Annotated in this window: 20 protein-coding genes and 1 pseudogene; 10 read left to right on the top strand and 11 right to left on the bottom strand. The window is 43.4% G+C overall.

Translation table 11 applies throughout. From position 1 onward, the window contains the following. A pseudogene (locus tag AB6D80_RS11315) lies at window positions 1–292 on the top strand (hypothetical protein); the annotation flags it as partial. A 53-nt stretch (window positions 293–345) separates the two neighbouring features. Here AB6D80_RS11315 and AB6D80_RS11310 read toward each other — a convergent pair. The 4 genes from AB6D80_RS11310 to AB6D80_RS11295 form a co-directional block, all read right to left on the bottom strand. Further along, window positions 346–1,077, bottom strand: coding sequence for a hypothetical protein (locus tag AB6D80_RS11310; RefSeq protein WP_017102028.1), 732 nt, complete (start codon window positions 1,075–1,077; stop codon window positions 346–348). A gap of 62 nt (window positions 1,078–1,139) precedes the next feature. Further along, complete coding sequence (locus tag AB6D80_RS11305; protein WP_017102132.1) at window positions 1,140–1,562, bottom strand: phage protein; 423 nt, start codon at window positions 1,560–1,562, stop codon at window positions 1,140–1,142. Between the two features lie 466 nt (window positions 1,563–2,028). Then, window positions 2,029–2,340 carry a stress response translation initiation inhibitor YciH gene (gene yciH, locus AB6D80_RS11300; RefSeq protein WP_009845368.1) on the bottom strand — a complete coding sequence of 104 codons (312 nt, stop codon included), beginning with the start codon at window positions 2,338–2,340 and terminating at the stop codon, window positions 2,029–2,031. A gap of 4 nt (window positions 2,341–2,344) precedes the next feature. Next, window positions 2,345–2,716, bottom strand: a complete 372-nt coding sequence (locus AB6D80_RS11295) for a DUF3319 domain-containing protein (protein WP_029222765.1) — start codon at window positions 2,714–2,716, stop codon at window positions 2,345–2,347. Between the two features lie 100 nt (window positions 2,717–2,816). Here AB6D80_RS11295 and AB6D80_RS11290 point away from each other — a divergent pair, with 100 nt between their 5' ends. Beyond that, window positions 2,817–3,785 (top strand): tyrosine-type recombinase/integrase, encoded by a 969-nt coding sequence (locus AB6D80_RS11290; RefSeq protein WP_372188531.1) that lies wholly within the window; start codon window positions 2,817–2,819, stop codon window positions 3,783–3,785. Between the two features lie 199 nt (window positions 3,786–3,984). Here AB6D80_RS11290 and AB6D80_RS11285 read toward each other — a convergent pair whose 3' ends face one another. Next, a complete protein-coding gene (locus AB6D80_RS11285) occupies window positions 3,985–4,980 on the bottom strand; it encodes a D-alanine--D-alanine ligase (RefSeq protein WP_102250453.1) in 996 nt (331 codons plus the stop codon). Window positions 4,981–5,159: 179 nt separating this feature from the next. Beyond that, a complete protein-coding gene (locus AB6D80_RS11280; RefSeq protein WP_009845372.1) occupies window positions 5,160–5,723 on the bottom strand; it encodes an SPOR domain-containing protein in 564 nt (187 codons plus the stop codon). Between the two features lie 216 nt (window positions 5,724–5,939). On the opposite strand from AB6D80_RS11280, the gene AB6D80_RS11275 reads away from it, so the two are divergent. Further along, window positions 5,940–8,621, top strand: coding sequence for a GNAT family N-acetyltransferase (locus tag AB6D80_RS11275; RefSeq protein ID WP_371701827.1), 2,682 nt, complete (start codon window positions 5,940–5,942; stop codon window positions 8,619–8,621). On the opposite strand, the gene AB6D80_RS11270 is transcribed toward AB6D80_RS11275, so the two are convergent. Further along, the gene (locus AB6D80_RS11270) at window positions 8,613–9,500 is read right to left on the bottom strand and encodes a LysR family transcriptional regulator (RefSeq protein ID WP_065679020.1); all 888 of its coding nucleotides are present in this window, start codon (window positions 9,498–9,500) and stop codon (window positions 8,613–8,615) included. The genes AB6D80_RS11275 and AB6D80_RS11270 overlap by 9 nt on opposite strands. Before the next feature lie 224 nt (window positions 9,501–9,724). Here AB6D80_RS11270 and AB6D80_RS11265 point away from each other — a divergent pair, with 224 nt between their 5' ends. Continuing rightward, window positions 9,725–11,863, top strand: a complete 2,139-nt coding sequence (locus AB6D80_RS11265) for a TonB-dependent hemoglobin/transferrin/lactoferrin family receptor (protein WP_017100553.1) — start codon at window positions 9,725–9,727, stop codon at window positions 11,861–11,863. 423 nt (window positions 11,864–12,286) lie between these two features. Here the strand turns inward: AB6D80_RS11265 and galE are convergent, their stop codons facing one another. Next, on the bottom strand, window positions 12,287–13,300 hold the full coding sequence (gene galE, locus AB6D80_RS11260) for a UDP-glucose 4-epimerase GalE (RefSeq protein ID WP_017100552.1): 1,014 nt from the start codon (window positions 13,298–13,300) through the stop codon (window positions 12,287–12,289). Window positions 13,301–13,760: 460 nt separating this feature from the next. Between galE and AB6D80_RS11255 the strand changes: the two genes are divergently transcribed. The 3 genes from AB6D80_RS11255 (at window position 13,761) to AB6D80_RS11245 (ending at window position 16,376) form a co-directional block, all read left to right on the top strand. Beyond that, window positions 13,761–14,504 (top strand): 5-oxoprolinase subunit PxpA, encoded by a 744-nt coding sequence (locus tag AB6D80_RS11255; protein ID WP_029223943.1) that lies wholly within the window; start codon window positions 13,761–13,763, stop codon window positions 14,502–14,504. A gap of 152 nt (window positions 14,505–14,656) precedes the next feature. Further along, window positions 14,657–15,433 (top strand): allophanate hydrolase subunit 1, encoded by a 777-nt coding sequence (locus tag AB6D80_RS11250; protein WP_017100551.1) that lies wholly within the window; start codon window positions 14,657–14,659, stop codon window positions 15,431–15,433. After that, entirely contained in the window at window positions 15,426–16,376 is a 951-nt protein-coding gene (locus tag AB6D80_RS11245) for a biotin-dependent carboxyltransferase family protein (RefSeq protein WP_029222767.1), read from the top strand. Before AB6D80_RS11250 ends, AB6D80_RS11245 begins: the two co-directional genes overlap by 8 nt. 146 nt (window positions 16,377–16,522) lie before the next feature. Here the strand turns inward: AB6D80_RS11245 and AB6D80_RS11240 are convergent, their stop codons facing one another. The 3 genes from AB6D80_RS11240 to AB6D80_RS11230 form a co-directional block, all read right to left on the bottom strand. After that, on the bottom strand, window positions 16,523–17,977 hold the full coding sequence (locus AB6D80_RS11240; RefSeq protein ID WP_017100549.1) for an FAD-dependent oxidoreductase: 1,455 nt from the start codon (window positions 17,975–17,977) through the stop codon (window positions 16,523–16,525). A 531-nt stretch (window positions 17,978–18,508) separates the two neighbouring features. Continuing rightward, entirely contained in the window at window positions 18,509–20,947 is a 2,439-nt protein-coding gene (locus AB6D80_RS11235) for an ABC transporter permease (RefSeq protein WP_371707553.1), read from the bottom strand. A gap of 1 nt (window position 20,948) precedes the next feature. Then, window positions 20,949–21,623 carry an ABC transporter ATP-binding protein gene (locus AB6D80_RS11230; protein WP_009845334.1) on the bottom strand — a complete coding sequence of 225 codons (675 nt, stop codon included), beginning with the start codon at window positions 21,621–21,623 and terminating at the stop codon, window positions 20,949–20,951. On the opposite strand from AB6D80_RS11230, the gene AB6D80_RS11225 reads away from it, so the two are divergent. From AB6D80_RS11225 to AB6D80_RS11215, 3 genes are all read left to right on the top strand, one after another. After that, window positions 21,622–22,239: an arylesterase gene (locus AB6D80_RS11225; RefSeq protein WP_009845333.1), complete on the top strand. Its 618-nt coding sequence runs from the start codon at window positions 21,622–21,624 to the stop codon at window positions 22,237–22,239. The two genes, AB6D80_RS11230 and AB6D80_RS11225, sit on opposite strands and share 2 nt — an antisense overlap. A gap of 81 nt (window positions 22,240–22,320) precedes the next feature. After that, window positions 22,321–23,520, top strand: coding sequence for an enoyl-ACP reductase FabV (fabV, locus tag AB6D80_RS11220; protein WP_372188529.1), 1,200 nt, complete (start codon window positions 22,321–22,323; stop codon window positions 23,518–23,520). Between the two features lie 178 nt (window positions 23,521–23,698). Continuing rightward, window positions 23,699–25,606 carry a GGDEF and EAL domain-containing protein gene (locus AB6D80_RS11215; RefSeq protein WP_017100546.1) on the top strand — a complete coding sequence of 636 codons (1,908 nt, stop codon included), beginning with the start codon at window positions 23,699–23,701 and terminating at the stop codon, window positions 25,604–25,606. Window positions 25,607–25,628 lie beyond the last annotated feature (22 nt).

Below are 25,628 nucleotides of genomic sequence, written 5' to 3'. Positions count from 1 at the left end.
GAGAAGCTGCTTAATAAGCAAGCAAATGATGACAACTACCTTGAAAAACACCGGTTCCGATGATTTTGAAGAAAGAAAACAAGATGGTCATAAATATTATCGTTTTGAGATAAAAAAGAGCGAACATAAAAAAGGTCAATCACCTTCTATTTCCGCTAGCCTTCTCAATAATGATGGAAGTGAATGTAGTATATTGATGACTCCGAGGACTGATTCTGATGGAAACATATCAGTGACTCATGCAGGGGTAACACTAATAGATAAAAAGCTTAAGATAGTTGTCAAAAATTAGGTCACATAACAAGCGCCTGAACATGACCTACGTACTGTTCAGGCGCCTCTGTTTTAGGCACTTTCTTCTTGTTTCTCAGTTTGTTTCTTCTGGTTTTTTCTTATCGCGTCGAGTATTGCTTTCATGCGCTCTGGGGTCGCTTTGGGCGCGTTTGGTGCCGGCGCTGTGCGATTTGTAGAGCGGGGAAGTTGTGCTGCCATGTTGTCGCCCTCCATTAAGGCCCATTCGGCGATGAACTCGTGATATTCTTCAATTTTAGCCCCGATGTATTCTCGGTAACTGGTGTCAGTATAACACAAGTTGTCGTAGCGCTGAGGCCACACCTTCTTGTGGATCCCGTTGCCGGATTGCTCGTCGACGTGGAACGCCATCGTCATCGCTGTATCTATTCTTGTTAACAGGCAAGATAATCTGTCGAGATCTTGATAAAACGTGGCCGCATGGAAGCCCCCAGAGCCAGTAAACACCAGCTCTCCGGTGGTCGCGTTGTTGCCGATGGGCATGTCTATCAGCGCACCGGTGTTTTCCGTTACCGCAATCAAGCCAATCTCATCGCGTTCGTCGAGCGCTTGGGCTAATTGAATGTATTCCTCGTCAGAAATGAGGGCCAGAAGCACGGCTTGCGCGAGGATAATAGGGTGCTCATCACCCGAAAAAAAGATCACTTGCTCGAGACACACGATATGTTTGCGCGTCTCACAGTCGACTTCCAAACCGCTGACTTGGCTAGTCCACATGGCGTCACCCGCGATGAAAATGTTCGGGCTGGCTATTATCGTTGTCATGACGTTTTACGTTCCTAGATTAAAGAAGCTTATCTCGAGGGTTGTTGCTCTGAATGGCACCATTATTTGAATTTGGCCGGGATCCAGGGCTTAGGCGGCATGCAACGACCGCCACGAAATGGCAAGGGATGCTCTTTAGCCGGATAGTATTTCGGGGACTCAATTTTGCCGTGGCGCTCAACCAGTTGCCGGTGCTCGTCACGCCAGTACGCAAAACTGAGCAATTCCTTGGGATTGAATTCCCGATCTTCGGGGGTAATGAGGATCGCACGGTCAACGTTGATTCGAAATCCGTTCCAGCGATGATCCAACGGTAAGTAGCCACGGGCGTGAATGTTCATCAATTTTTCGGCCAGTGGATTGACCGGGACCGCGCCAGACAGCCAACGCTTGATCGTGATCGGTTGAACGTAAAAATACGCGGCGGCTTCATGAATGTCGTCGAAGTAGCGATTCAATAGATCGGCAAAACGGGGAGTGAGCATGTGATCTCCTTCAAGTTATCAAACATCCGTCGAATTCTTTTTTCGATGACAAAACACGATGTCCATCGGTGAATTCGATGAAACTTGTCGTCAAACCGGAAAAAAGAACAGTGACGAAAACTAGGTATAACGCAAAATTGAAGGACGAAAACTAATTAATGATCGTATTTATGTGGAAACATTTTGAATTTCAAGCGTCTATAGCACGCGTGTACGCAAAATCTGCAATTGCTAAGGTACTGAATACTCTCAGATTTTACGCACAGCCTTAGTGCGTATTATATACGTTATGTTAAATTGGTTTCGGTGTTTATAAGGCAGGTATCTTTATGCGATGCCCTGCCTTTATGTTGTATCGGTACTCTCTGAATTCTACTGTGTATTTAACCAGAGTGGCTATTTACCATAAAATACCTAATAACCAGTGATAATAATCTTCGATTTTACCCCTGGCATTAGTCAGAGCTTAACCGCCAGCAAATTTAACTTTGTAGCCTTTCTTTTCAAGATGCGCTTTGAGTTTGTCACGAGCGTCGCCTTGAATCTCGATGTTGCCATCTTTTACTGAGCCGCCACAGCCACATACTTTTTTGAGTTCCGCAGCCATGAGTTTTAATGGTGCGTCATCTAGGTCTAAGCCTGTTACGATAGAAACGCCTTTGCCTTTACGGCCTTTGGTTTCTTTTTGGATTCGAACAATACCATCACCTTTAGGGCGCTGGACTTTCTCTTCTTCAGGTTTAATACGACCTGTTTCAGTTGAATATACTAGGCTCATAATTTTACTTCTTTTGCTGTGCTGCTTTTTGTTTTGCGAGTAAGAAAGCCTCTATATGACGCTGGATTGCAATCTTGCCACCTTTAATTAGGCGCCCGTTAAACATGCAATACCAAGCGTTAGGCTCACCGCTATCATTTTTAATTTGGTAACCATGGAAGTTTTCAGCTAAGCCACCACCAGACGCTCTCGACTTGTTTAACGCTGTGAATTCTTTCGGGTCAATAAGGGTCGCAGTATCAATCCACCAATCAATACTCTTTTTCACAGCAGGTAAATTGCCTTGAATAATGTTGTTTTTTAGCTTGGCACGCCAAACGGTGTTGTTTGCATCCGCTGATTGTAGAGGAACGCCTCGGTAAACTGAATTTGCCATATCCATTGATCATCGTTTTGTTTTCATTACGTTAATCATAAGTATACTTCTAATGATATCAAGCATAATATGGCAAAAACACCTGTTGAGGTACGGTAATTTGAGAAAAAAAGTCCCTATTTTATCGGACTCTGTGATAATTAATTCATTTGTTGAAAAATTAAACAGCCACGCGACAATTGAAATTATAGATGAGTTAACAGGATATCAGTACTCTCGAAACTCCTTGTTGGGTATCTACAGTGATTGGAATCGCTACCATGCGTTCTGTACTAAAAATCGTATCAACACACTCCCAGCATCCATCACTGCTGTTCGGCGTTTTCTTGAGACTGAATCCAGTGAAAGAAAATTCTCGTCTTTGAAACGTTACACTGCAACACTCAACTTATTGCATACTGTGTTGAGCTTTGCTAACCCAATCAAGCATAGGCAAGTTCGTTTTACCCTGCTCCACTTGCAATCTCGAATGGCTGGCGACTCTAAACAAACCAATGCCATGACATCCGCACACCTTACTGAGTTAAACACGTTACTTTCCCATGAGAAATCGAGCTTAAAAGAGATCAGAGATATCGCGATTTATAATGTGATGTTCGAGTGTGCTTTAAAGCGATCTGAACTAAGGGCGTTGTCGATGGATAATGTGGAGAGCGTTGAGAATGAGTACCAGATTACAATAAAAAATTCAGTTTATAGGCTATCGCGAGTAGCAAGCGCCGCACTTGAGCGTTGGTTTTCGTTTACTGGAACACAAGACGAGTTGCCTGTATTTCGTGCGATAGACAAACATGAAAATATCAGTCTGCAACCTTTAGATGATTCGTCGATCTACAGAATATTGAGAAGAGCAAGTGACTTACTTCAATTGGCTGACAACCACCATTTCTCCGCGAACTCTATTCGTGTAGGTGCCGCACAAGAACTGTCGAAACAAGGCCTTAAGGTGAGAGAAATCCAAGATTTTGGTCGTTGGCTCAGCCCTGCAATGCCTGCACAATATGTGGGTTATTCGGGTACCTCTGAGAGTGAGAAGATGAAGTTTAAAGCACTAATCCCTTGGCAATGAGCTGATGGCTTTGTTAAGAGGCGGCTTGTTTATCTACGGTTTTTTATAGGCAGATTGTTAATAAACTGCTTAGTCAATCAACTGACTTTGCAAACCAAAAACTTCCGACTTAAAAACAAATAGCGCCTTGGCTGGTAAGCTCAAGGCGCTATTTGTTATCTAATGAGTTATATAAAACGGCTAAGATATTTTGGGTGAACTAAGAAATGCTTGTTCTCACGCAGTTCTCTAAGAACTGGCTGAATTTGTGGCCGTCATGTTCAACCATTTTTGGGAACATGGAAATTGGCGTCATACCTGGGAAGGTATTCACTTCGTTCAGGTAGATCTCATTGTCTTGTGTTAAGAAGAAATCGATACGAGACAAGTGACGAAGCTTCATCTGCGTGAATACCTTGCGGGCGCTATCTGCAATCAATTCACGCTGTTCATCGGTTAAGTTAGTTGCTTCAACTTCAGTAATTGAGTGGCTGTCTGCACTGTACTTCTCTTCGTAAGAGTAAAATGCGCCATTAGGTGCAATCACCTCGCCTGGCTTGCTTATCTGTAGCTCGCCATCGATTTCATAAGCGGCAACTTCTAGTTCTCTTGGCACCACGGATTTCTCAATAAGCACTTGATCAGAGAAGGTAAATGCTTTGTTGATTGCTTCACTTAATTCTTCTACTTGATTGACTTGGTAACAGCCAACGGAAGATCCCTGACGAGCCGCTTTGACGAACACTTCCCCCCAACTTTCAAAGGCTTGTGTCGCCTGTGCATGAGCTTGTTCAGTGTTGTCGGATAAGAACAGATAAGGCGTATTTGGGATACCCAGAGCGTCGTACCAAAGTTTTGATGTGATTTTATTGAAGCTGTTGTTGCTTGCTTCAGAACCACAACCTAGGTACGGAATCTTAGCCATTTCAAACAGTGATTGAATATCACCTGTTTCGCCAGGGAAACCATGAATACATGGAACAATGAAATCGACTTTAGATTCTAAGTTGTCGCCACGTAAGGTTTGATCGTTAATATCAAGATAAACCAACTCACCCGAATCAAGACACCAGCCTTCGTTTTTAATTTCAACTCTCACAACGTTAAAATCTGCAACGCTATTAAGTTGTTCAAAAAGGTAATTGGCTGAAACGATTGACACTTCATGCTCTGAAGATCCACCGCCGCAAAGTAGAAGGATGTTTGTGGTGTTCATGGGTAAATTCGGTCCTTGAAACTAGGAATACTGACTTCAATGATAAACAAAAGTCGAAATAGGTACAGTGTTTTGAATGCTAAAATTGTCATCTAAGGAGTGAGCGATTAACTATTAAACAAAACTAACCGTCATAAAACAAAAGAAGGAGCATTTGCTCCTTCTTTATGATTTAAAACTTAGTTTAACTTGTTAAGCGTTGGGTATTCAGAGTTCTTGATATCATCAATGCTCTTAACGAATGGCTTTAAGTTTTGAAAACTGCTCGGCAAAGATGAAATCGCCTTTTTAGCGTCTAAGCGTGTCGCGTAGTCACCGTAAAGTACAGTGAACCACTTCGTGCCGTTAACCATTTTGTAGTTTTCCCAAATTGGCTGGGAAGTGGTTGGTAGCATTTTTACAAAAGAATCGACTTTGGCTTGGCTGCCGACAGCAACAACTTGAACTGTGTAACCAAAGCGTTGGTTCATGTCTTGTTGCTTCTTGGTTGGAGCTGTAATTGTTGCAACCGGCTTAGCTCTAGTCGTGTGAGTGATTTTTTGTTCTACAGGTGTGGTTCTGACAACGTTGACCACGTTCTCTTCAACAACGGCAGTCTGCTCAGATTGAGATACAACTGGAGCTTCAACTTTAGCCGTTTTGAACTCTTCTTGATAGCTATCTGACGTTACATTGGTAACGTAGTTGTCAGATACACATGCAGCCAAGAGCAGTGGCAAAGTCACAATTGCAAGTTTTTTCATGGAAAGCTCTATATCCTTAATAATAATTACTATAAATCATGCCGATACGTCGGTTTAGAATCAAGTTAACTTTGAGATTATACACCATTAGTGGGTGACCTATTTCACAAACTTTATGCAGTGTCTGCTTATTCATCTTAATTCGGTGAATTTGCCATCAACCCGTGAATGAAAAGTAAGTTACGATGAACTTACGTGCATTGCTAGGATATGTCTATGAATCATCTTGATCCCCTACTTAAACCCCGTTCAATCGCTGTTGTTGGTGCATCTCAACGAGAAACGCGTGCAGGATATATCGTCATGAACAATCTGTTGCACGGGGATTTTAAAGGTGCGGTGATGCCGGTAACACCAAAATACGATTCTGTCGCGGGCGTCCTCTCTTACAAAAACATCTTGTCGCTACCTATCGTTCCTGACCTTGCTATTTTGTGCACTAATGCGATACGCAATGTGGCTATTTTTGAAGAGTTGGCCGAGAAAGGCATCGCTTCCGTTATTGTGCTCTCCTCAGACATGCAACAGCAAAGTGATAACGGTGAAACGTTTGATGAGAGATGTATTGCAATCGCCAAAGCAAACAATATTCGGGTACTTGGTTCCAATAGCTTGGGAGTTATTGTTCCGTGGTTAAATTTGAATGCCTCTTTCTCTCCGGTGACGGCGCTGCCAGGTAAAATAGCCTTTGTTTCTCAATCCGCTGCAGTGTGTACAACGATTCTAGATTGGGCGAACGATAAAGAGATCGGCTTCTCGGCGTTTATCTCGATAGGTAATGGCAGTGACATAGAATTCTCAGAGCTGTTGGATTATCTGAGTACCGACTCTCACACCGAAGCAATATTGCTTTATGTTGATAGTATTAAAGATGCGAGGCGCTTTATCTCTGCTGCGCGTGCTGCGTCACGTAATAGACGAATTCTAGTGTTAAAAGGCGGACGAACAGCTAAAGGCCGGGCGGCGGCAATGCTACATACTGGCGGTGCCGATACGTTAGATATTATCTATGACTCAGCGATCCGACGCAGCGGCATGTTACGAGTTAAGAACTTACATGAACTGTTTGCAGCGGTAGAGACTCTGACTCATTCAGTGCCATTGCGTGGAGAGCGCTTGGCCATTGTGACCAACGGCGGCGGCCCTGCGATCATGGCGGTGGATACCCTTTTTGACCGTGGTGGTAAGCTTGCCGAGTTTTCTGAAGATACGCTAGAGAAACTCAATAAGGTTTTACCATTGAGTTGGTCTCAGAGTAATCCAATCGATATAGTTGGTGACGCCGGTGAGCAACGTTATATCGATACGATAAACATCTTGTTAGATGGTGATGAAGCGGACGCGATTCTTATCATGCACAGCCCTTCTGCGATCGCACATTCAGCTAAAACAGCTGAACGAATTATTGAAGCCATTAAAAAGCATCCTCGCCACAAGCGATTTAACATTCTAACGAATTGGTCTGGCGAGCTAACAGCAAAGCCAGCACGAAAGTTGTTTACCGAAGCGGGTTTTCCAACCTATCGAACACCTGAAAGTTCAGTGGTCGCATTCATGCACTTGGTCGAGTACAGGCGTAACCAGCGTCAGTTAATGGAAACGCCAACCACGGCAGAAAAAGTCCATATTGAAGATCTAGCAGATGCAAAAAATTGGATAGAACGACAACTACTGGATAAAAATACAGTTAGCCTTGATACGCATCAAAATAGCCAATTTTTCAAGCACTTCAACCTAGATGTATTACCAACTTGGATAGCTTCTGACCCAAGTGAAGCGGTACATATTGCGGAAACGATTGGTTACCCAGTCGCAGTTAAACTACGTTCGCCAGACATTGCACACAAGTCGGACGTGCAAGGTGTCATGCTTAATTTAAGAAACAGCAATGAAGTCGCCAATGCGGCTCAGGCGATTCTCGATCGATCTCAACTGTCGTTCCCTACTGCGCATATTCATGGCTTGTTAATTCAAGGAATGGCCAAACTTGCCGGCGGGCAGGAGCTACGTGTAAAAGTGACAACGGACGAAACCTTTGGTCCTATCATTTTACTTGGTCAAGGCGGTTCTGAATGGGATGAATCCATTGACGCCGCTGCAGCCTTTCCACCGCTCAATATGACACTGGCGCGTTACTTGATCATTCGGGCGATAAAAAGTGGCAAGATTCGTCTGCAAAAACTACCTAACCCGATTGATATTGAAGGTCTCTCTGAATTGTTGGTGCGTATATCTCAGATGGTAGTGGATTGCCCTGAAATACATGATTTGGATATCCATCCAGTACTGGCAAATGGTGACAAGTTCACGATATTAGATGCCGATATCATCTTGAAAGCATACCAAGGCGATCCTCAAGAACGTCTTGCGATTCGCCCTTATCCAGTCGAATTGGAAGAGAATATCGTACTTAAGGACGGCACTGAGGTGTTGTTACGCCCGATCCTTCCTGAAGACGAGCCGCTTCATGCTGATTTTATTCATCGTGTATCCAAAGAAGACCTTTACAAGCGTTTCTTTAGTGATGTGGGTGAATTCAATCATGAGGCGTTGGCTAACTTTACTCAGATTGACTTTGATAGAGAAATTGCATTTGTGGTCGTTCGAAAGGAACAAGGCGTACCCGCGATTATTGGCGTATCGAGAGCGTTGATTAACCCAGATAACACCGATGCAGAGTTCGCTATTCTGATACGTTCCGATCTGAAAGGCGTCGGATTAGGCCGTATTTTGATGACTAAGGTTATTGACTACTGTCGTACAAAGCAGACCAAGCAGATGTCGGGCATGACGATGCCGACCAACCGAGGGATGCTGACACTAGCCCAGAAGTTGGGCTTCGAGCTAGATATCAGTTTTGAAGACGGCACTGCAGATATGGTGTTGCCGTTACTTTAACGCCCATGTTTTTTTTAGGTGTTGAATACACCATGACTTGGCGTCGCCCATCTTGTTACGTCGCCAAGCCATTACGATGTCGATAGGCTGTGGTTCGGTACCCGAAATTTGTTGTAGAACGCCAGATTCAATCAAAGGTTTAGCTACACTATTCGGTAAGGTGCCGATCCCTAACCCTGCAGTTAGAGCCTCTACCTTGGCTGGGAAGCTTGTTACGGTTAAACGTGGCTGCTTTTCTAGAATATTGATGCTTAATGCAGGTTGGTCACGCGCTGTATCTGCAATTGCGATAACCCTGTAACTTTCCCTCGCCTTTTGGTCGAAATCACCAGATCGCTTATGAACATAGTGATTCGATGCTGCAACCCATACCATTTCCATCTTACCGATAATGTCACTTTTCATATCGTTTGGTATGGTGTCAACCTTTGGGCACACCAATAAATCAGCTCGGCCGTCTGAAAGAGATTCCCAACATCCAGCTAGAATCTCTTCTTGTAATCGAACCCTAGTTTTACTTATTTTTCCGAGTTCATCGACTAATGGGAAGAAATTAGCAATCGGAATAATGCCATCAAAGGCAATCGTTAAATCCAACTCCCAGCCATTAGCAAGAATACTCGCGTCATTAACGAGCTGTTCAGTGGCACCAAGAATGATCCTTCCTTGCTCTAATATTAACTGCCCCGCTTCCGTGAAATTTGCACGGTGGCCTGAGCGATCAAAAATCATAATATCTAAGTCTTGTTCTAGCTTCTGGATTTGATAACTCAATGAAGAAGGTGCTCGGTCCATTTCATTAGCCGCTGCCGCGAAGCTTCCACGACGATCAATGGCATCTAATATGTGTAAGGCTTCAAGTGTTATTGGACTATGCATAACTTTCCTACTTTGTAAGTGAGATCTTAATCACAAAAAGAGAAGCATTCACGGAGTGAATGGAACTGAAAAACTCTTTTTAATACATGTGTTTAATGACGCTAATTATGAATTAGTTGATAATATTGAAAATTATTTAAATGCAAATAATAGTAATTATCATTTAGATCCAATGTCATCTTTCGCAAATCAAGATGATATTATGGAACTAAGGTAACTATCAGATGTATAAGCAATCCCTACTCTCTGCTTCAATCGTTTTAGCGCTTTCATCAACATCAGCCTTTGCTGAAGATTATGCCCTATTTGACGAGGTTGTTGTATCAGCAACGCGTACCGAACAAAACAAAGAAGACGTTTCAAGCTCAATTGAGTCTGTCTCTGCAAAAGACATAGATAATCAAATGTCTAGCGACATAAAGCAAGCTCTTCAATACACGCCAGGAGTAGAAGCTCAAGGCGGTGGCCGTTTTGGTATTTCAGGCTTTAACATCCGCGGTGTTGAAGGTGATCGCGTTAAACTTATGGTAGATGGAGTTCAACAACCTACACCATATAACCCTGGCGCTTCTGAGCAACGTAAATATTCGAATGCGATCGAAGTCGATACATTAAGTGTCATAGAGGTGAATAAAGGCCCTGCTTCTACGCTTTACGGTTCAGATGCCATTGGTGGTGCAGTACTGCTAAGAACAAAAAATCCAGAGGATATGCTTAGAACTGACGGGGATGAAAACCGTTTTGGTATTAAATCTACCTATACATCTGCAGATGAACAGTTCAAGAACACAGTTTCTTGGGCGATGCGTAAAGATAAGTTAGAAACGATCGTTATGGCGACATACGCTCAAGGCCACGAGACAGAAACTCATTCATCAGGAAGCGAAGTTCAAGGTCCAGATCGTGGTGCAGAGAACCCAGCAGATACGGAATTAAGTAATATCCTAGCCAAAGCATTCTACAATGTATCAGATTCAAATAAGGTTGGTATTACGGTTGAGCATTACCAACGTCAATATGATGAAGATGAGCTAAACTACAATGGCTATCAGCTTATGCCGGGCTTTGTATATACTGATAATTACAACAAAGACACCAACAAACGTTTTCGTGCAACATTGGAACAACAGCTTAAGCTAAGCTCTTCAATTGCTGACTCTTTAGACTGGTCTCTAAGTTACCAAGACTCAAGTACTCTGAATAAAAACTACGATACAACTCGCTTCAACGGACGTCGACTTCGTGAGCGTGATGCTTCTGATGTAAACATGCAAGTTGATACACAGCTTTCTAAGCTAGTGAATATTGATGGTGCGGATCACGAATTCACATATGGTTTCACATACCTGAAGAATGACTTTGAGCTCGAAAACTACGACCATAAGTTTGACCGAGGCACTGTTACACCGGGTAGCACTGGTATCCCTGATGCAGAAATAACGCAATGGGGTGTGTTTGTTCAAGACCAAGCATTTTTCATGGAAGACAAGTTGATTGTAACTGGCGGTCTTCGTTATGACTCATTTGTTGCTGCCCCATCAACGGATGAAGGCTACAAGACTCAATATGAGAAGAATAAAGATGACGCCGTCACAGCTAAGCTAGGTTCAGTTTACCACATCAATGATAACCTATCGGTATTTGGTCAAGTTGGGCAAGGGTTTAAAGCACCTTCAGTTTACGACCTCTACTACTTCTATACTCGAGGTGCCATCATTGAAGCTAACCCTAACTTGAAAGCCGAAAGAAGTATCTCTTACGAGCTTGGTCTTCGTGGCAATAATGAACATGCTCGCTTTGAACTAAGCACTTTCTACACTGATTACTCTGATTTCATTAACCAGACGAAAACGGGCAAACAAGGCGGTAAAGACGTATACACCAAAGAGAACTTAGATAAAGTAACTATCTATGGTGCAGAGCTTTCTTCAACGATTAATCTAGACACTTTGTTAGACGCACCATTTGGTACCTACACTCGTTTAGCGGTCGCTTATGCTGATGGTGAAGATAAATCTACAGGTAAATCCATTGATTCAGTAGCACCACTAACGGGTACGCTAGGTCTTGGTATCGAACGCGAGACTTTCGGTTCAGCTTTAAATATTAAAATGGTTGCTGCGAAAGATGAGTGGAACTCTGATGACAACGTAAACGTGGCTGGATACACAGTTGTTGATTTGACTGCTTATTACCGCCCTGTCACGGATTTAACCTTGCGAGCGGGTCTATTCAACGCATTAGACAAAAAATATTGGCTGTACAATGACATGTCAGGCCGTGGGCACGATTCTAAGTTCAACACCGATATTAAGTCTCAGCCGGGTCGTAACTGGGGTATATCTGCAAACTACGAGTTCTAACTGGTTAGAAATCTAGTTCGTTGTAGAGCTAAGTTTATTGAGGACCTAGGTGATTAAAGATCTAGGTCGTTCCAAAATAAAGCCATACAAAAAAGACTGTAGAAATTAAAAAGCCAGCTTACGATAAGCTGGCTTTTGTTATTTCACTAAAAGTTGTATCAAAAAGGGGTAAAGTGAAATTATTTCTCTGCCATTTCTTTCTTAACCATTACTGCAGCAGCAATGATGAAAGTGATGATTAGGCCTAGTTCCATGATTAACTCCAAAGAAAATTAACATTAAACATATAATTCGCGAGCATGATAACAACAACCGATACAGAATGATACTTTTTAACCACCAAATCACTTTTTATTCGATTTAGATCAAAAAAGATGCCCTAGAGCATCTTTTTGTACGTTAACTATTCATGAAATCACTTAATTAACCAGGGAAACCATCAGGATTTGTTGATTGCCAGCGCCATGTATCTTCACTCATTTCAGCCAGTGTGCGTGTCGCATTCCACCCCAGTTCTTTCTGAGCTTTCGCTGGGTCGGCCCAACACTCTGCGATATCACCAGGACGACGCTCAACGAGTTTATAAGGTATCGCTTGGCCGCTCGCTTTCTCGAAGGCTTTAACCATATCTAATACACTTGAACCGTTGCCAGTACCTAGGTTATAGATGTGAAGACCGTTTTTACGCCCTACTTTCTCAAGTGCTGCAATGTGTCCATCAGACAGATCCATAACGTGGATGTAATCACGAACACCAGTGCCATCCTTTGTTGGGTAATCACTACCAAATACAGATAGGAATTCACGTCGGCCAACTGCAACTTGAGATACAAATGGCATTAGGTTGTTTGGAATACCACTTGGGTCTTCACCGAGTTCACCACTTGGGTGTGAACCTACGGGGTTAAAGTAACGTAATAACGTAATGCTCCAATCGGGGTTAGCCTTTTGGAAGTCAGTTAAGCACTCTTCAACCATGAGCTTGCTACGACCGTAAGGATTGGTTGCGCTTGTGGGAAAATCTTCTGTGATAGGAACACTAGCAGGATCGCCATAAACTGTTGCTGAAGAGCTGAATACTAATGTCTTTACGTCAGCGTCACGCATTGCATCGACAAGGACTAACGTGCCATTTACATTGTTGTCGTAGTATTCGAGAGGTTTGGCAACAGACTCGCCAACCGCTTTCAGGCCCGCAAAATGAATAACAGCTTCAATATTGTGTTTCTTCATAGTTTCAGTTAAAAGCGCTTTATCACGAATGTCACCTTCAATGAAATCAGGACGAACGCCAGATACTTTTTCGATACGTTCTAAAACGCTTGGTTTACTGTTGTATAAGTTATCGAAAAGCACAGGTGTCATACCTGCGTTAATCATCTGGATACTTGTGTGGCTACCAATGTAGCCCATGCCACCTGTAACTAAAACATTCATGTTTAGCGGACCTTTTAATTAAAAACACTCAACCTACCTCTTATGATACAACAGCTTAGGGTTGAGTCACAAACGCCTATGGCAGATACACCGCACGAGAGAACGAAAACTGACCTTTACCTTGAATTTCACTTAGACGTACACCTCAGCGCCAACCTTCAGAATTACATCAATGTCGCCATATGATTCATCACCTTACGTTTGCTCCCTAAACCGGAAACAAAATAGATGAAGCGCTGTTTGTCGAACACTTGTTTTTCAATTATCTTTAACCATAGTTTCTATACGTCATTGATGAAAGGAAGCATTTTTCACAATCCATTCTTTAGCGGGTTTGATACATACCGTGACCTCATAGTAAATGCAGTTCTTGGTGTCGAAAATTTGAGTTAGGTCACTGTTTATTTATGGTATTTATAAGACCGTCATTACTCACCTCAACGTAAAGGGTTAGCACCACGTGACAACGAAGATTTTGCTTAATTGCGACATGGGAGAAAGTTTCGGCAATTGGAAGATGGGCGATGACGAGTCGGTCATGGAATGGGTCGATATGGCAAACATCGCTTGTGGCTTTCACGCGTCTGATCCGCACGTTATGTCTAAGACCATAAAACTGGCGCAGTACTATCACACCCAAATTGGTGCCCACCCTGGTTATCAAGATTTAGTTGGGTTTGGTCGCCGTTCTATTCCTCATACCATGGACGAGATCAGTGAGCTGGTTTGCTATCAAGTTGGCGCACTACAGGCTCTTTGCCGCTATCACCACACCTCTGTTGGTTATGTGAAACCTCATGGTGCCCTTTACAACGATATGATGGCGAACATTGATGTGTTTAATGCCGTTGCCCAAGCCGTTGCTGAATTTAACATCCCCCTAATGATCCTCTCTTCGTCAGACAATCAGCAGTATTTAGATATTGCTGACGATCATGACTTACCCCTCTTGTTTGAAGCGTTTGCTGACCGTGCATACTTGAATAATGGGCAGTTATCGCCGCGAACTCAAAAAGGCTCGGTTTACGTCAACCAAGACGACATCTACAACCAAGTCATGCAAATCATTAACTACGGTTCGGTTACGACCATTGAAGGTGAAAGACTGCCTATTGAAGCCGATACCATCTGTGTTCATGGTGATAACCCCCAATCCATCGCATTAATTAGAAAAATCAGACAAGACCTTAACGCTTTTAATTAGTATTGCGAAAGCTAGAAAGCGGTTAGCTAAAAGAAAGCGATAAGATAAGACCACAAAACAAGAAACCATGGCCAATTACCAAAGCTCATTACGCTGTGATTGGCACGAATGGTACTTTAAAGCGTATTTCTTCGTATCAGTATGGAAGCGAAATGAAGATGAACAAGATTGAATTCAATATCGACCCTGTCGCAGAGTGCAGTGTTCTCGTTACATTAACTTCAAGCGTGACGCAAAGTGTAGAGCACAGTTCAAGTGCAGATGATTCTCGATACATGGCCCACTTTTCTGAGGCCATTCGACAACATTTCGCGTCAGTATTAATGAACGTGACACCGGCTTATCACACAATATTGGTCGATTACCTACCTTATCGAATTTCAGAACATCAGCTCATTGAACAACTCAACTCTTTGTTGAGTCATGCTATTTCGTCCTTCTCTAGTGTTAGTAACACGCGTAACACTATCGAGCTTCCCGCTTATTACTCACCAGAAACAGCACTCGATTTAGACCGATATCAAGCCAAAGGCATGTCGCTCGACGATATTATTCAATATCACACCTCACAGACATACAGCGTCAGTGCGATTGGATTTACCCCTGGCTTTGCGTTTATGTCTGATGTGGTCAACGAGCTTGCTTTGCCTCGTCATTCAACCCCTCGCTTAAGAGTACCGAAAGGCAGCATCGCCATCGCGGATACGAAAACGGCGGTGTATCCTTCGGACTCACCGGGCGGTTGGAATATTATTGGCAATTGCCCGCTAGCACTGTTTGATCACAGCCAATTGAAGAACGCTGATACCACGCAAACGCCGCTGTCTCGACTTAATGTCGGTGACACAGTCCGTTTCATCGCGATTTCAAAACAAGAATTTGTTGAGCTTAGTTTTATGGAGATTAGTGGAGATGTCGCTAATGGTTAATACAATAGCTAAACCAACACTAACAGTGATTAAACCCGGCCCGTTGAGTTTGATTCAAGACTTCGGACGATTTGGTGTCGCTCATCTCGGGTTGACACAAGGTGGCCCTGTTGATGATTACTCGTATAGCTGGGCCAATCACCTGCTCGGAAACCCAGTCAACCAAGCAGTGTTGGAAATCACGCTTGGGCAATGCGCGTTACGAATCGATTTTGATTGTGAGATGGCATTATGTGGTGGCGATTTACAAGCGCAGCTCGATGGTAAACCACTGTCGAACTGGCGTACTTTTCAAGCTTTCTCAGGGCAAGTCCTCTCATTTGGTTTACCTAAAAATGGTCTAAGGGCGTATTTAGCCGTTAAGGGTGGCTTCGATGTTCCATCAACTCTTCATAGCTGTTCTACGGTGACTCGTGAAAAGATTGGTGGATTAACGCAAGATGGACAGCCATGCCAGCAAGGGCAACACATTGCTTTTACCCAACACCAACTCTCTCGCCCGTTTAAAGCGTTGAGTGTCACCTTCCGATACACGCCTAATTACAACCTACCAGTGAACCTGCGAGTGATTGAAGGCTATCAAAGCGAGCTGTTCTCAGAGTCAGCAAAAGCGACTTTGTATAACGTACAGTATCACGTTGACCAAAATTCTAATCGCATGGGTTATCGACTGAGTGGCGAATCGGTTGATTCACCTGATATTTCGCTATTGTCAGAAGGCATTGCCTTAGGTGCGATTCAAATCCCCCAAGATGGGCAACCTATCGTGTTGCTTAATGACAGACAGACCATTGGTGGCTATCCGAAGATTGGATGTGTTGCCAGAATCGATTTACCGCGCTTAGCACAAGCCAAACCTGGACATAAAGTCTCGTTTAGTAAAGGCGATCGCTTAGGATTACAAGATGTTTGGTGCCAATGGGCTCAGTTTTTCGGCTATTAGTTCTTGCTCTGTAGCTAAAAGTAATTGCCTAAAGATGTAGTTCGGTTGGTTTTCGGTATATTAGCTGGCGTTTGAATGAAGGTTCGGCTTACCTGTCAAAGTAAGCCGAATTGAAGATGTTTAGCGTAGTAGATTATGACTGAGTATTAAGCGTGATCTTGGCCTGATACCTTTGCAAGGGCTTCTGGGTATCCGCGTTCTTGTGTCAAATCTATCGCTTTATTCTCAATATTCTTTAGATTAAGTGACATTGTCACTGAGTGTGTATTTTCAATCGATACTGACTCTGCGACATCAAACCAATGCTCAGCGACCTTTTGCGCTGCCTCTAAGGTTGAAGATGCTTTGACTACTTCAAGTCGAGCATAGCGATCACCACAGAATGACACGTCTGAAGCTCTTAAGCTCGGATCGGTTCCCGGAATCTGCTGTGCACCGAACAAAGGCTTACCACCTACCAGTGCAGAGCTAAAACTTGGGATGAACTGAGACATATGCGTTATCGCAGCGCGAGTTCTTAATTCGAGCTGCTCTTCACTCCAACCTGATACGATTTTCTTAAGAAGCTTAGAAGGCAACTGAGGCTGTGATGAATCTGTTGATGATGAAACAAGCCCACCCTCAAATAGAGTAATCCCTTCTGTCATACCGTGAAGTTGGAATACACCATCAGCGTACGGTGTTAACTGAGCCATGCCTTGCGGTGTGCCTCTCGGGCCATGGAAGATAACCTCTGGCCACTCTTCCTTACATTCTTGCGAATACGGCCACTGCGTAACGTATGCGGCTTTGAACTCAACAAGCCTTTGTTGCTTAGAACCGACAAAGTCATCCACGATGCCCGTTTCAAAGCCACTTGCATTAATCAAGTAGTCGGTCGTTAGGTGACAGCTTTGGTTCTCAGCGTCTGTATAAGTCAAAGACCAACCTTGCTCTAACGATTCAACAGATTGTAATCGGCTGTTGGTTAACACGGTACAATTAGATTGTTGCCCCAAAGAGAGTTGAGCGGTTGCTGATAAGCGGAATACGCTCCAGCCATACTCTTGAACCATAGCAACAGGATACTTAAGGGTTTCTAGATCCGTATGTTTAGCGAAAGGAATACACCATTCATCAAGCGATGTTGGTTTCAGAGGCTGTGTTTGAGCAGCAAGTGCTAGTAACTCTTCTTTACTATACAGCTTGTAATACTCTTCCGGTTTACCAAGCACTTGGTTGCTTTTATCTTGATTAACAAGCTCAGCATAAGCGTTCTTGATTATCTTTAGGCGCGGAAGAAGATCCAACGGCTCTCCACCATCACTGTGTGGAACAGCGATAATTGTCGGACGAATATTGATCGTATGGGGAAACAAGCGGACGGTATCAATTGACTGAGTGAGCAACTGAAGACACTGCTCTACAGAAATATCTCGATACAAATTGCCACCAGCATGCAGATGGCAAATTGGTGGACCATTAACCAAACTCGGTCCTTTTTCCAAAATAGTGACCTTATAACCCAACTCACTAAAATGAATTGCGCTCGTCGTTCCGGCAATACCACCACCAACAATGGCAATAGAAGGCTGATTTGTATCCGTTTTGTTGTGGTTCATCGTGTTCTGTAGAATATGATTAACTGCCGCTATTCTACTTTTGTTCTGCTACGAATTAAAACACATTTTTATCAAGGTCTTAGATAGGCAGTATTTAATATCTATGTAAAAAACCTAAATAATCTCTTGACTCAATAACTCCAGATTGAGTTTTAAAGGTTATTATAACCGTCACATTTGTCCTAAGTGACGCCACATAAAGGCTGCCTCAGTACTCTTAAAACATAGATGTTAACTTATCCCTAAAGTTATCCACCGTTTTTGTGGATAACTGTTGATAACGTTCTTGCTAAGTTGCGCAAACCCTTTGTTTACAGGGACTAACCGCTGTTCATTAAATCGGCATTATTGCGCAATTAATTTTAAAAAATACTAAAAAAACGGGAAATTAAGGTGCGATGTTCGTAACTTGTGCTACGCATTGGTCAAATAAAAAGCGGTCTAAAGAGACGTCTTATAAATAGTGAACGACTAAGTATAAGTAATGTCACTTTTAGACCGTTTTAAGCATTTGTGAGATCTCGCTAGCGACTAGCCAAAATCCTTGTTTACTGGTGCCAACAAACGTTTGATTAAGCTATTCACTACCGCGGCCAATGTGATAAACGTCAGCACGGGTAGCGCTATCCACAGTATTGGGTGGAGTGAAGGTTCTAACTCAAAGCCAAAGTTCATTACCCCTGCAACACTGAGTTCAGAACCTAGCGCAGCAATTGAGCCAGCTACTAACGCCATCACCCCGTATTCACACCAAATAGTGTTGAGAATACGCTTCTTACTCGCGCCTAAGGTTCGGTACAAGCGTATCTCTTGTTGTCTTTGAGATAAGCTCAGTCGCAACAGAGTGAAGATAAGCAATAGCCCCGCCACTACACCTAACGCGGCAAGTACGGTTATCGACCAAACAATCTGTTTGAGCAACTCTTGGATCTTGCTACCCATTTTACGAATGTCCATCAAACTCACGGTCGGGTGATTTCGAGATAATTCGTTGAGCATTTGGTTGTGTTGCTCTTCTAATCTGAAGCTCACCAACCAAGTAGAAGGAATAGCGCTCAAAACATCGGGAGTAAAAATGAAATAGAAGTTTGGCTTCATTTCACGCCATTCTACTTTTCGGATGCTGTTCACCTTGGCAGAGACGTTCTGGCTGTTGATTGTGAATGAAAGATCATCGCCAATTTTCAAACCAAGTTGCTCTGCGACATCGGATTCCACAGATACGCCCTGCTCTTGTGTCCAGCTGCCTTCTAATACTTCATTGTACTCAGGCAGGCTATCTCCCCAAGTGAAGTTGATCTCACGACTTAGTGCATCTGTTTCTTCTGAGGTCTCGCTGTATTTCGCCGCCTCAACGCCGTTAATGGTTGTGAGCCTTCCTCGTATAATTGGAAACGCTTGAGTACGCTCTACTTCGTTTGCATCAATCGTCTCGAGATAACTGTCTTTCTCATAGCTCGCAATATTCAGCGCAAACGCATTTGGCGCGTTTTCAGGCAAAGTTTGCTGCCAATCTGACAACAAGTCACTTCTCACTAGCCATATGATCGATAACAGCATCAAAGACAGCGCTAAAGAACCAAATTGAATCCCTGTTGCTAATGGTGTGCGATTAATTCGGCTCAATGCCAAGCGCATAGATGTCGACGTCGGCAGTTGACCCACCAAACGCAGAACAAACGTACTGACAATCGCGAGTACTAAGAACAGGCAAGCGATACCCGCTAGAACTATCCATACCAACAGATTGTCACCGTACATCAGCATCATTGGAATAATAGGTACTAGCAACAACAGGTATTTCTTGTAGCTTTCATTAGACTGGTGACTTGATTGAATCACGCTGATTGCCGAAGTGCTTACCAAGCCAATTAACGGAATACCAAGAGCAGGCACACCAATGAGAATGCTTGATAAAATCGCCAAAATGACAGGTTCAATACCATAGCTAGGAAGTGGTGTTGGTAATAAGTCGCCCAGAGGTATACGAAGCAAAAATTCTAAGCCGATACCGATGGTAATTCCCAGTACTGCACCAATAACCACCAACAGAGACACCTGTATAGACAACCATTTAATGACCCATTGTTTGCTTGCCCCTAAACTCTTAAGCATCGCAATGGTTTTACGACGACTCGCAACATAATGTTGGCAAGTGAGTACCAAAGTGGTCGCAGCCATGATCACAACGATAGCAACCGTTAGCGATAAGTATTGAGTCGTACTTTCGAACATCTCGTTGGTACGACTGGCTGAGTCTTGTGTACGCCAGCGATCACTTGGTGTCAGTTCGATACTGTCTTGTGCTGCTTTGAGTTTCGATTCATCACCATTTAAAAACAATCTAAAGCTAACGCGGCTACCTGGTTGGATTGCGCCTGTCGCTTCAACATCATTATTGTGAATCAGAACAGCAGGCATTTGTTGGAAAGGGTTAAAACTCAGGCCCGGTTCTTGCGCGATACGCCCTGTAATTCTTAAATCGGCATCGCCAATAGTGACATTGTCACCAATTTCAACCTCTAGCTGCGCAAATATACGCTCATCAAGCCACAATTCACCCGGTTCAACATGATTGCTTACCGCGCTATCTGCTCCTTGCAGTATCATTTCGCCGCGTAAAGGATAATTGCTCTCTACGGCTTTAACGGTAACCAACTGCATCGAGTTATCACTGAATGCCATGGTTGAGAAGCGAGTTAACTGAGAGCTTTCTAACTGTTCAACCTGAGTCAGATCTAACAAAGGTTGTGGGATTGGGTTTGCCGATACAAATACACTGTCGGCGGTTAACGCATCTTTGCCCTGCTTTACGATCACTTGTTCCATACGCTCAGCTAAAGCTGAAAGCGCGAACACACAAGCTATAATGAGCGTTAGAGCGATGGATACCGGCCATAACTGACCATGTCGAATCTCTTCGATACTCCATGAAAACAGTCGTTTGTTCAGTCCGTGTGATGAATTCAATTTACACTTCCTCTATGTGACCGACATGCATTTTCAAGGTTCGTTGGCAACGCTGTGCGAGCTTAGGGTCATGCGTGACGAGAACAAGCGTTGTACCGTGCGATGAATTAAGTTCGAACAACAGCTCGACGATTTTCGCTGCCGTTTGTTGGTCTAAGTTGCCTGTAGGTTCATCAGCAAAAAGGATTTTTGGCTTGATCATAAACGCGCGAGCTAAAGCGACTCTTTGTTGTTCACCGCCTGATAGCTGAGATGGCAGGTGATCAAGCCTGTCTTTCAAGCCCACTGATTCAAGCAAAGCCGTCGCGCGTTCGATGTCTTCGTCTTCACCTTTCAACAAACAAGGCAGCGTGACGTTTTGCAGGGCAGAAAGGCTTGGGATCAATAAGAAGCTTTGGAAAACAAACCCAACGGATTCACTGCGGATTTTGGCTCTCGCTTCGTCATCAAGCTGTGATAGAGGTTGGCCTAACAAACTGATTTCGCCAGAAGTTGGCACATCGAGTCCTGCAAGCAGTGTCATTAACGTGGATTTACCAGCACCTGAAGTACCGACGATCGCAACCGTTTCACCCTCACGAATATCGATATCAACATGCTCTAAGATTGTTAAATGTTCTTGATTAGTAGACACTGTCTTCGAAACAGCTTCTGCTTTAATGATGGATGTATGCATGACTCGACTAATTTCCTTTTTATTCTTAATTATATTTTCAACCGCTTCTTTGGCTCAAGATACCGAGTTAGATTCTAAGTTACTGGTGCTTGGTGATAGCTTGAGTGCTGGTTATAACATGGACATCAAACAGAGTTGGCCAAGCCTGTTACCAGACGCGTTAGCAAAGCATGACAAAACGGTAACCGTGGTCAACGGAAGTATTTCTGGTGACACAACTGGCAATGGCTTAGCTCGTTTACCACAATTGCTTGAAGAACACGCCCCAGACACTGTTCTTATCGAACTCGGTGCGAATGATGGTCTTCGTGGATTCCCACCTAAGCTGATGTCTGCGAATCTTGATCAAATCATTAAGCAGATAAAAGCTGCGGGCGCGAAACCTATTATGATGAAGATTAAAATCCCACCGAATTACGGTAAGCGTTACAACCAACAGTTTGAGTACGTTTTTGCAGCGCTTGCTGATCAACAAAACGTGCCACTTTTGCCGTTTTTCCTAGAGCATATCATCCTCAAACCGGAGTGGATGATGAACGATGGACTGCATCCAAAACCAGAAGCTCAGCCTTGGATTGCTGAATTTGTCGCCAAAGAATTATATCAGTATCTTTAGGTTTTAATGGTCTAGCTCAATAAATTTTACACAGCTTTACGTTAGCCTGAGTGCATATCACCGTTAACTGTAAGGTTATTTATGCTGATCGAACCTATTATCAAGGGTGTGGTAGCCAAAAGCGCTCACCCTCTAGGCTGTCAAGAAGCCGTAAAGCAACAAATCAAGTTTGTTAAGAGTGCGCCGCAGATCAAAGATGGCCCTAAGCGAGTACTGGTTATCGGTGCTTCCTCTGGCTTTGGACTTGCCGCTCGCATTGCCCTCACCTTTGGCGGTGCAAAAGCTGACACCATCGGCGTCTCATTCGAGCGCGGTCCTAACGAAAAATCCCTAGGCAGCGCTGGTTGGTACAACAACATTTATTTCAAGAAAGAAGCCGAACGAGAGCAACGCACTGCTATCAACATTGTTGGCGACGCATTTTCACAAGAAACACGTTCACAAGTTGTCGAAGCCATTGAAACCTACTTCGAAGGTGAAGTGGATCTAATTATCTATAGCTTAGCCGCTGGCGTAAGACCCAAACCAAATACCGAAGAATTCTGGCGCTCTGCCATTAAGCCAATCGGTGAAAGCGTGACTGGTGCGACTATCTCACTAGAGCACGACAACTGGGTGACCAACACACTTGATGCTGCAACGGAAGAAGAAGCCGAAAGCACACTCAAAGTCATGGGCGGCGAAGATTGGGAACAGTGGATAGATGAGCTGATCAATGCTGAATCTATTGCCCCAGGTTGCAAAACCATTGCTTTTTCTTACGTTGGTCCAGAAGTCACGCACCCTATCTACTTAGACGGTACTTTGGGCCGCGCTAAAATAGACCTTCATCAAACAAGTCACGCACTTAACCTTGAACTAGCTAACTTTGGCGGTAATGCTTACGCGACCGTGTGTAAAGCATTAGTGACCAAAGCGAGTGTGTTCATTCCGGGGCTAAGCCCTTACCTACTCGCTTTATATAGAGTGATGAAAGAAAAAGAGACCCACGAAGGTTGTATCCAACAAATGCAACGCTTATTCAGCAGTAAGCTGTATGGACAAACCAAAGTACCACTTGATGGCGAGCGCCTAATTCGGATGGATGAATGGGAACTCGACCCAGAAACCCAAGCTCATGTGACTGAACTACTTGAAGCTATGGATGAAAACAACTTCCAATCAATCGGTGACTATCAAGGTTTTAAAGAAGAGTTTTTACAGTTGAACGGTTTTGCTCAACCATCGGTAGACTATAAAGAGAAACTTAACACTGATGATTTTATAAAGTTAAAGCCTTAATCGAAACTTATCTCATTACTGAGACCCAGATTCACATTTGAAAACCTCCGCAAAATTGCGGAGGTTTTTTTGTGCAACATTTCTTATACTTAGTTAATGTAATATTCACAGTTTATTTGGTTCATCTTAATTAACACAGGATGTGTTGATGCATTTAGCATAATTGACTCGGAGTCATATGAAGAAGATAAAAACGATAGACTTAGATATCCCTGACGATATGGCCTCCAGCTGGCAAAATATTGTCGACCTCTTAGCTCAAATCACTCAAGTGCCTGCTGCACTTATCATGCGTGTTCATACCAACTACATTGAAGTTTTCTCTACCAGCCACAGTCAGGATAACCCTTATAACAAAGGCGATTCTGAAACATTAGGAAATGGCCTTTACTGCGAAACAGTGATGGAGTCTCAGCAGCAGCTTTTAGTACCCAATGCGCTTGCCGATGCTGATTGGAAAAACAACCCCGACACAAAGCTTGGCTTAATCTCTTATTGTGGCATTCCGCTATTTTGGCCTAACGGCGAATTGTTCGGCACCATTTGTATCTTGGACTCGAAAGAAAATCACTACACGCCTACCTATATTAAGCTATTAGAAAGCTTTCGCACCTCTATAGAATCTCAATTAAAAACCTTGTTTCAACACGCTAAGCTCACTCAAATGAATCGTGACTTAAAAAGCCGAGTTGCGACTCGCACTAAAGATCTCGCGAGTCTTAATTATTCATTAAACCAAGAGATTGATAAGCGCAGAGCGGCAGAACAAGAGATCAATTTCCAAAAAAATCACGATCTCGGCACGGGTTTTTTGAACCGAAGTGCTTTTGAGTCGCGCTTAGATCAGAAGTTGTTGTCACAACAAAGGTTTACTGGTGGCTCACTCGCAGTAATCCATATTGGATTTACTAATGGCAGGCGCATTCAAGCTCGATATGGCTACAACGCGTTAGACCAAGTGCTTGTTGAATACCGACAACGCATCGACAGTATCTCTGATGTCGAGGTATTAACTGCGCGCCCTACTTCGGTTGACCTTGTGTTGGCGTTCAGCGTTAAAGATTTGCACCAACGTATCGAAGAACTATGCCAGACACTGGTAAAAGTCGGTCATTCAGAATTTGACATTGGTAGTGACAAAATTCATCTGCATGCCTTTATAGGGATTGCGATTACTGAGCACGACGATGGTGCTGACAGTATTATCCAAAAATCTTCAGAAGCGATGTTGGCATGTAAAGATTCCGGACAGAAGTTCGCTTACTATTCTCAGTCTCATGCTGAAGAACAAAGTCATATTAATAAGATTGAAGGTTATTTACTCCAAGCGGTTCGTAATGATGACCTTATGCTCTATTTTCAGCCTAAAGTATGCCCGTTGACTCATCGCTGGGTTGGTGCAGAGGCTCTACTGCGTTGGCGACACCCCGTTCTGGGAGACATATCTAACGAAACTTTAATACACATGGCCGAGCAAAACGGATTGATTTTCGAAGTGGGAAATTTTGCTCTGCGCAACGCTATAGAGCAAGCGAAAGAGTGGTCCGAATACGTTGAAGATTTCAAAATAGCCGTAAACGTATCTGCTATTCAATTGAAGAATGTTGATTTCGCAGACCAAATTATTCACCTGTTGGAAACCTATCACCTAGAACCTCATTTCTTAGAACTTGAAGTCACGGAAAGTTGCCTCATTGCAGATGAAGTCGTCGCGAAAAATACATTGGAATCGTTACACAATATTGGCGTTACATTGTCACTGGATGACTTTGGGACGGGCTATGCCTCATTTAGTTACCTTAAGAAATTCCCATTCGATACGATTAAAATTGATAAGAGCTTCATCGACCAAATGCTCAACTCACAGGAAGACTCGGAGATCGTTCGGTCCATAGTCCAAATCGCGAAAAAGCTCGACTTAAAAGTCACAATTGAAGGCATAGAATCGGAAGTTCAAGAGCAATTTATCATCAATGAAGGCTGTGATGTGGGACAAGGTTACCTTTATGGCAAGCCAATGCCGAGCCAAGAATTCGAACACAGCTTAATCAATCAAAACTATTTGGGGACAACTCGTTACGCTTAAGGCGAAAAAGAGCACTTTGTTT

This window comes from Vibrio sp. 10N.247.310.17, from assembly GCF_041466605.1.
In the GTDB taxonomy this organism is placed as follows: domain Bacteria; phylum Pseudomonadota; class Gammaproteobacteria; order Enterobacterales; family Vibrionaceae; genus Vibrio; species Vibrio tasmaniensis_A.
The sequence above is the reverse complement of the archived record's forward strand: the minus strand, read 5'-3'. Positions and strand labels throughout refer to the sequence as shown.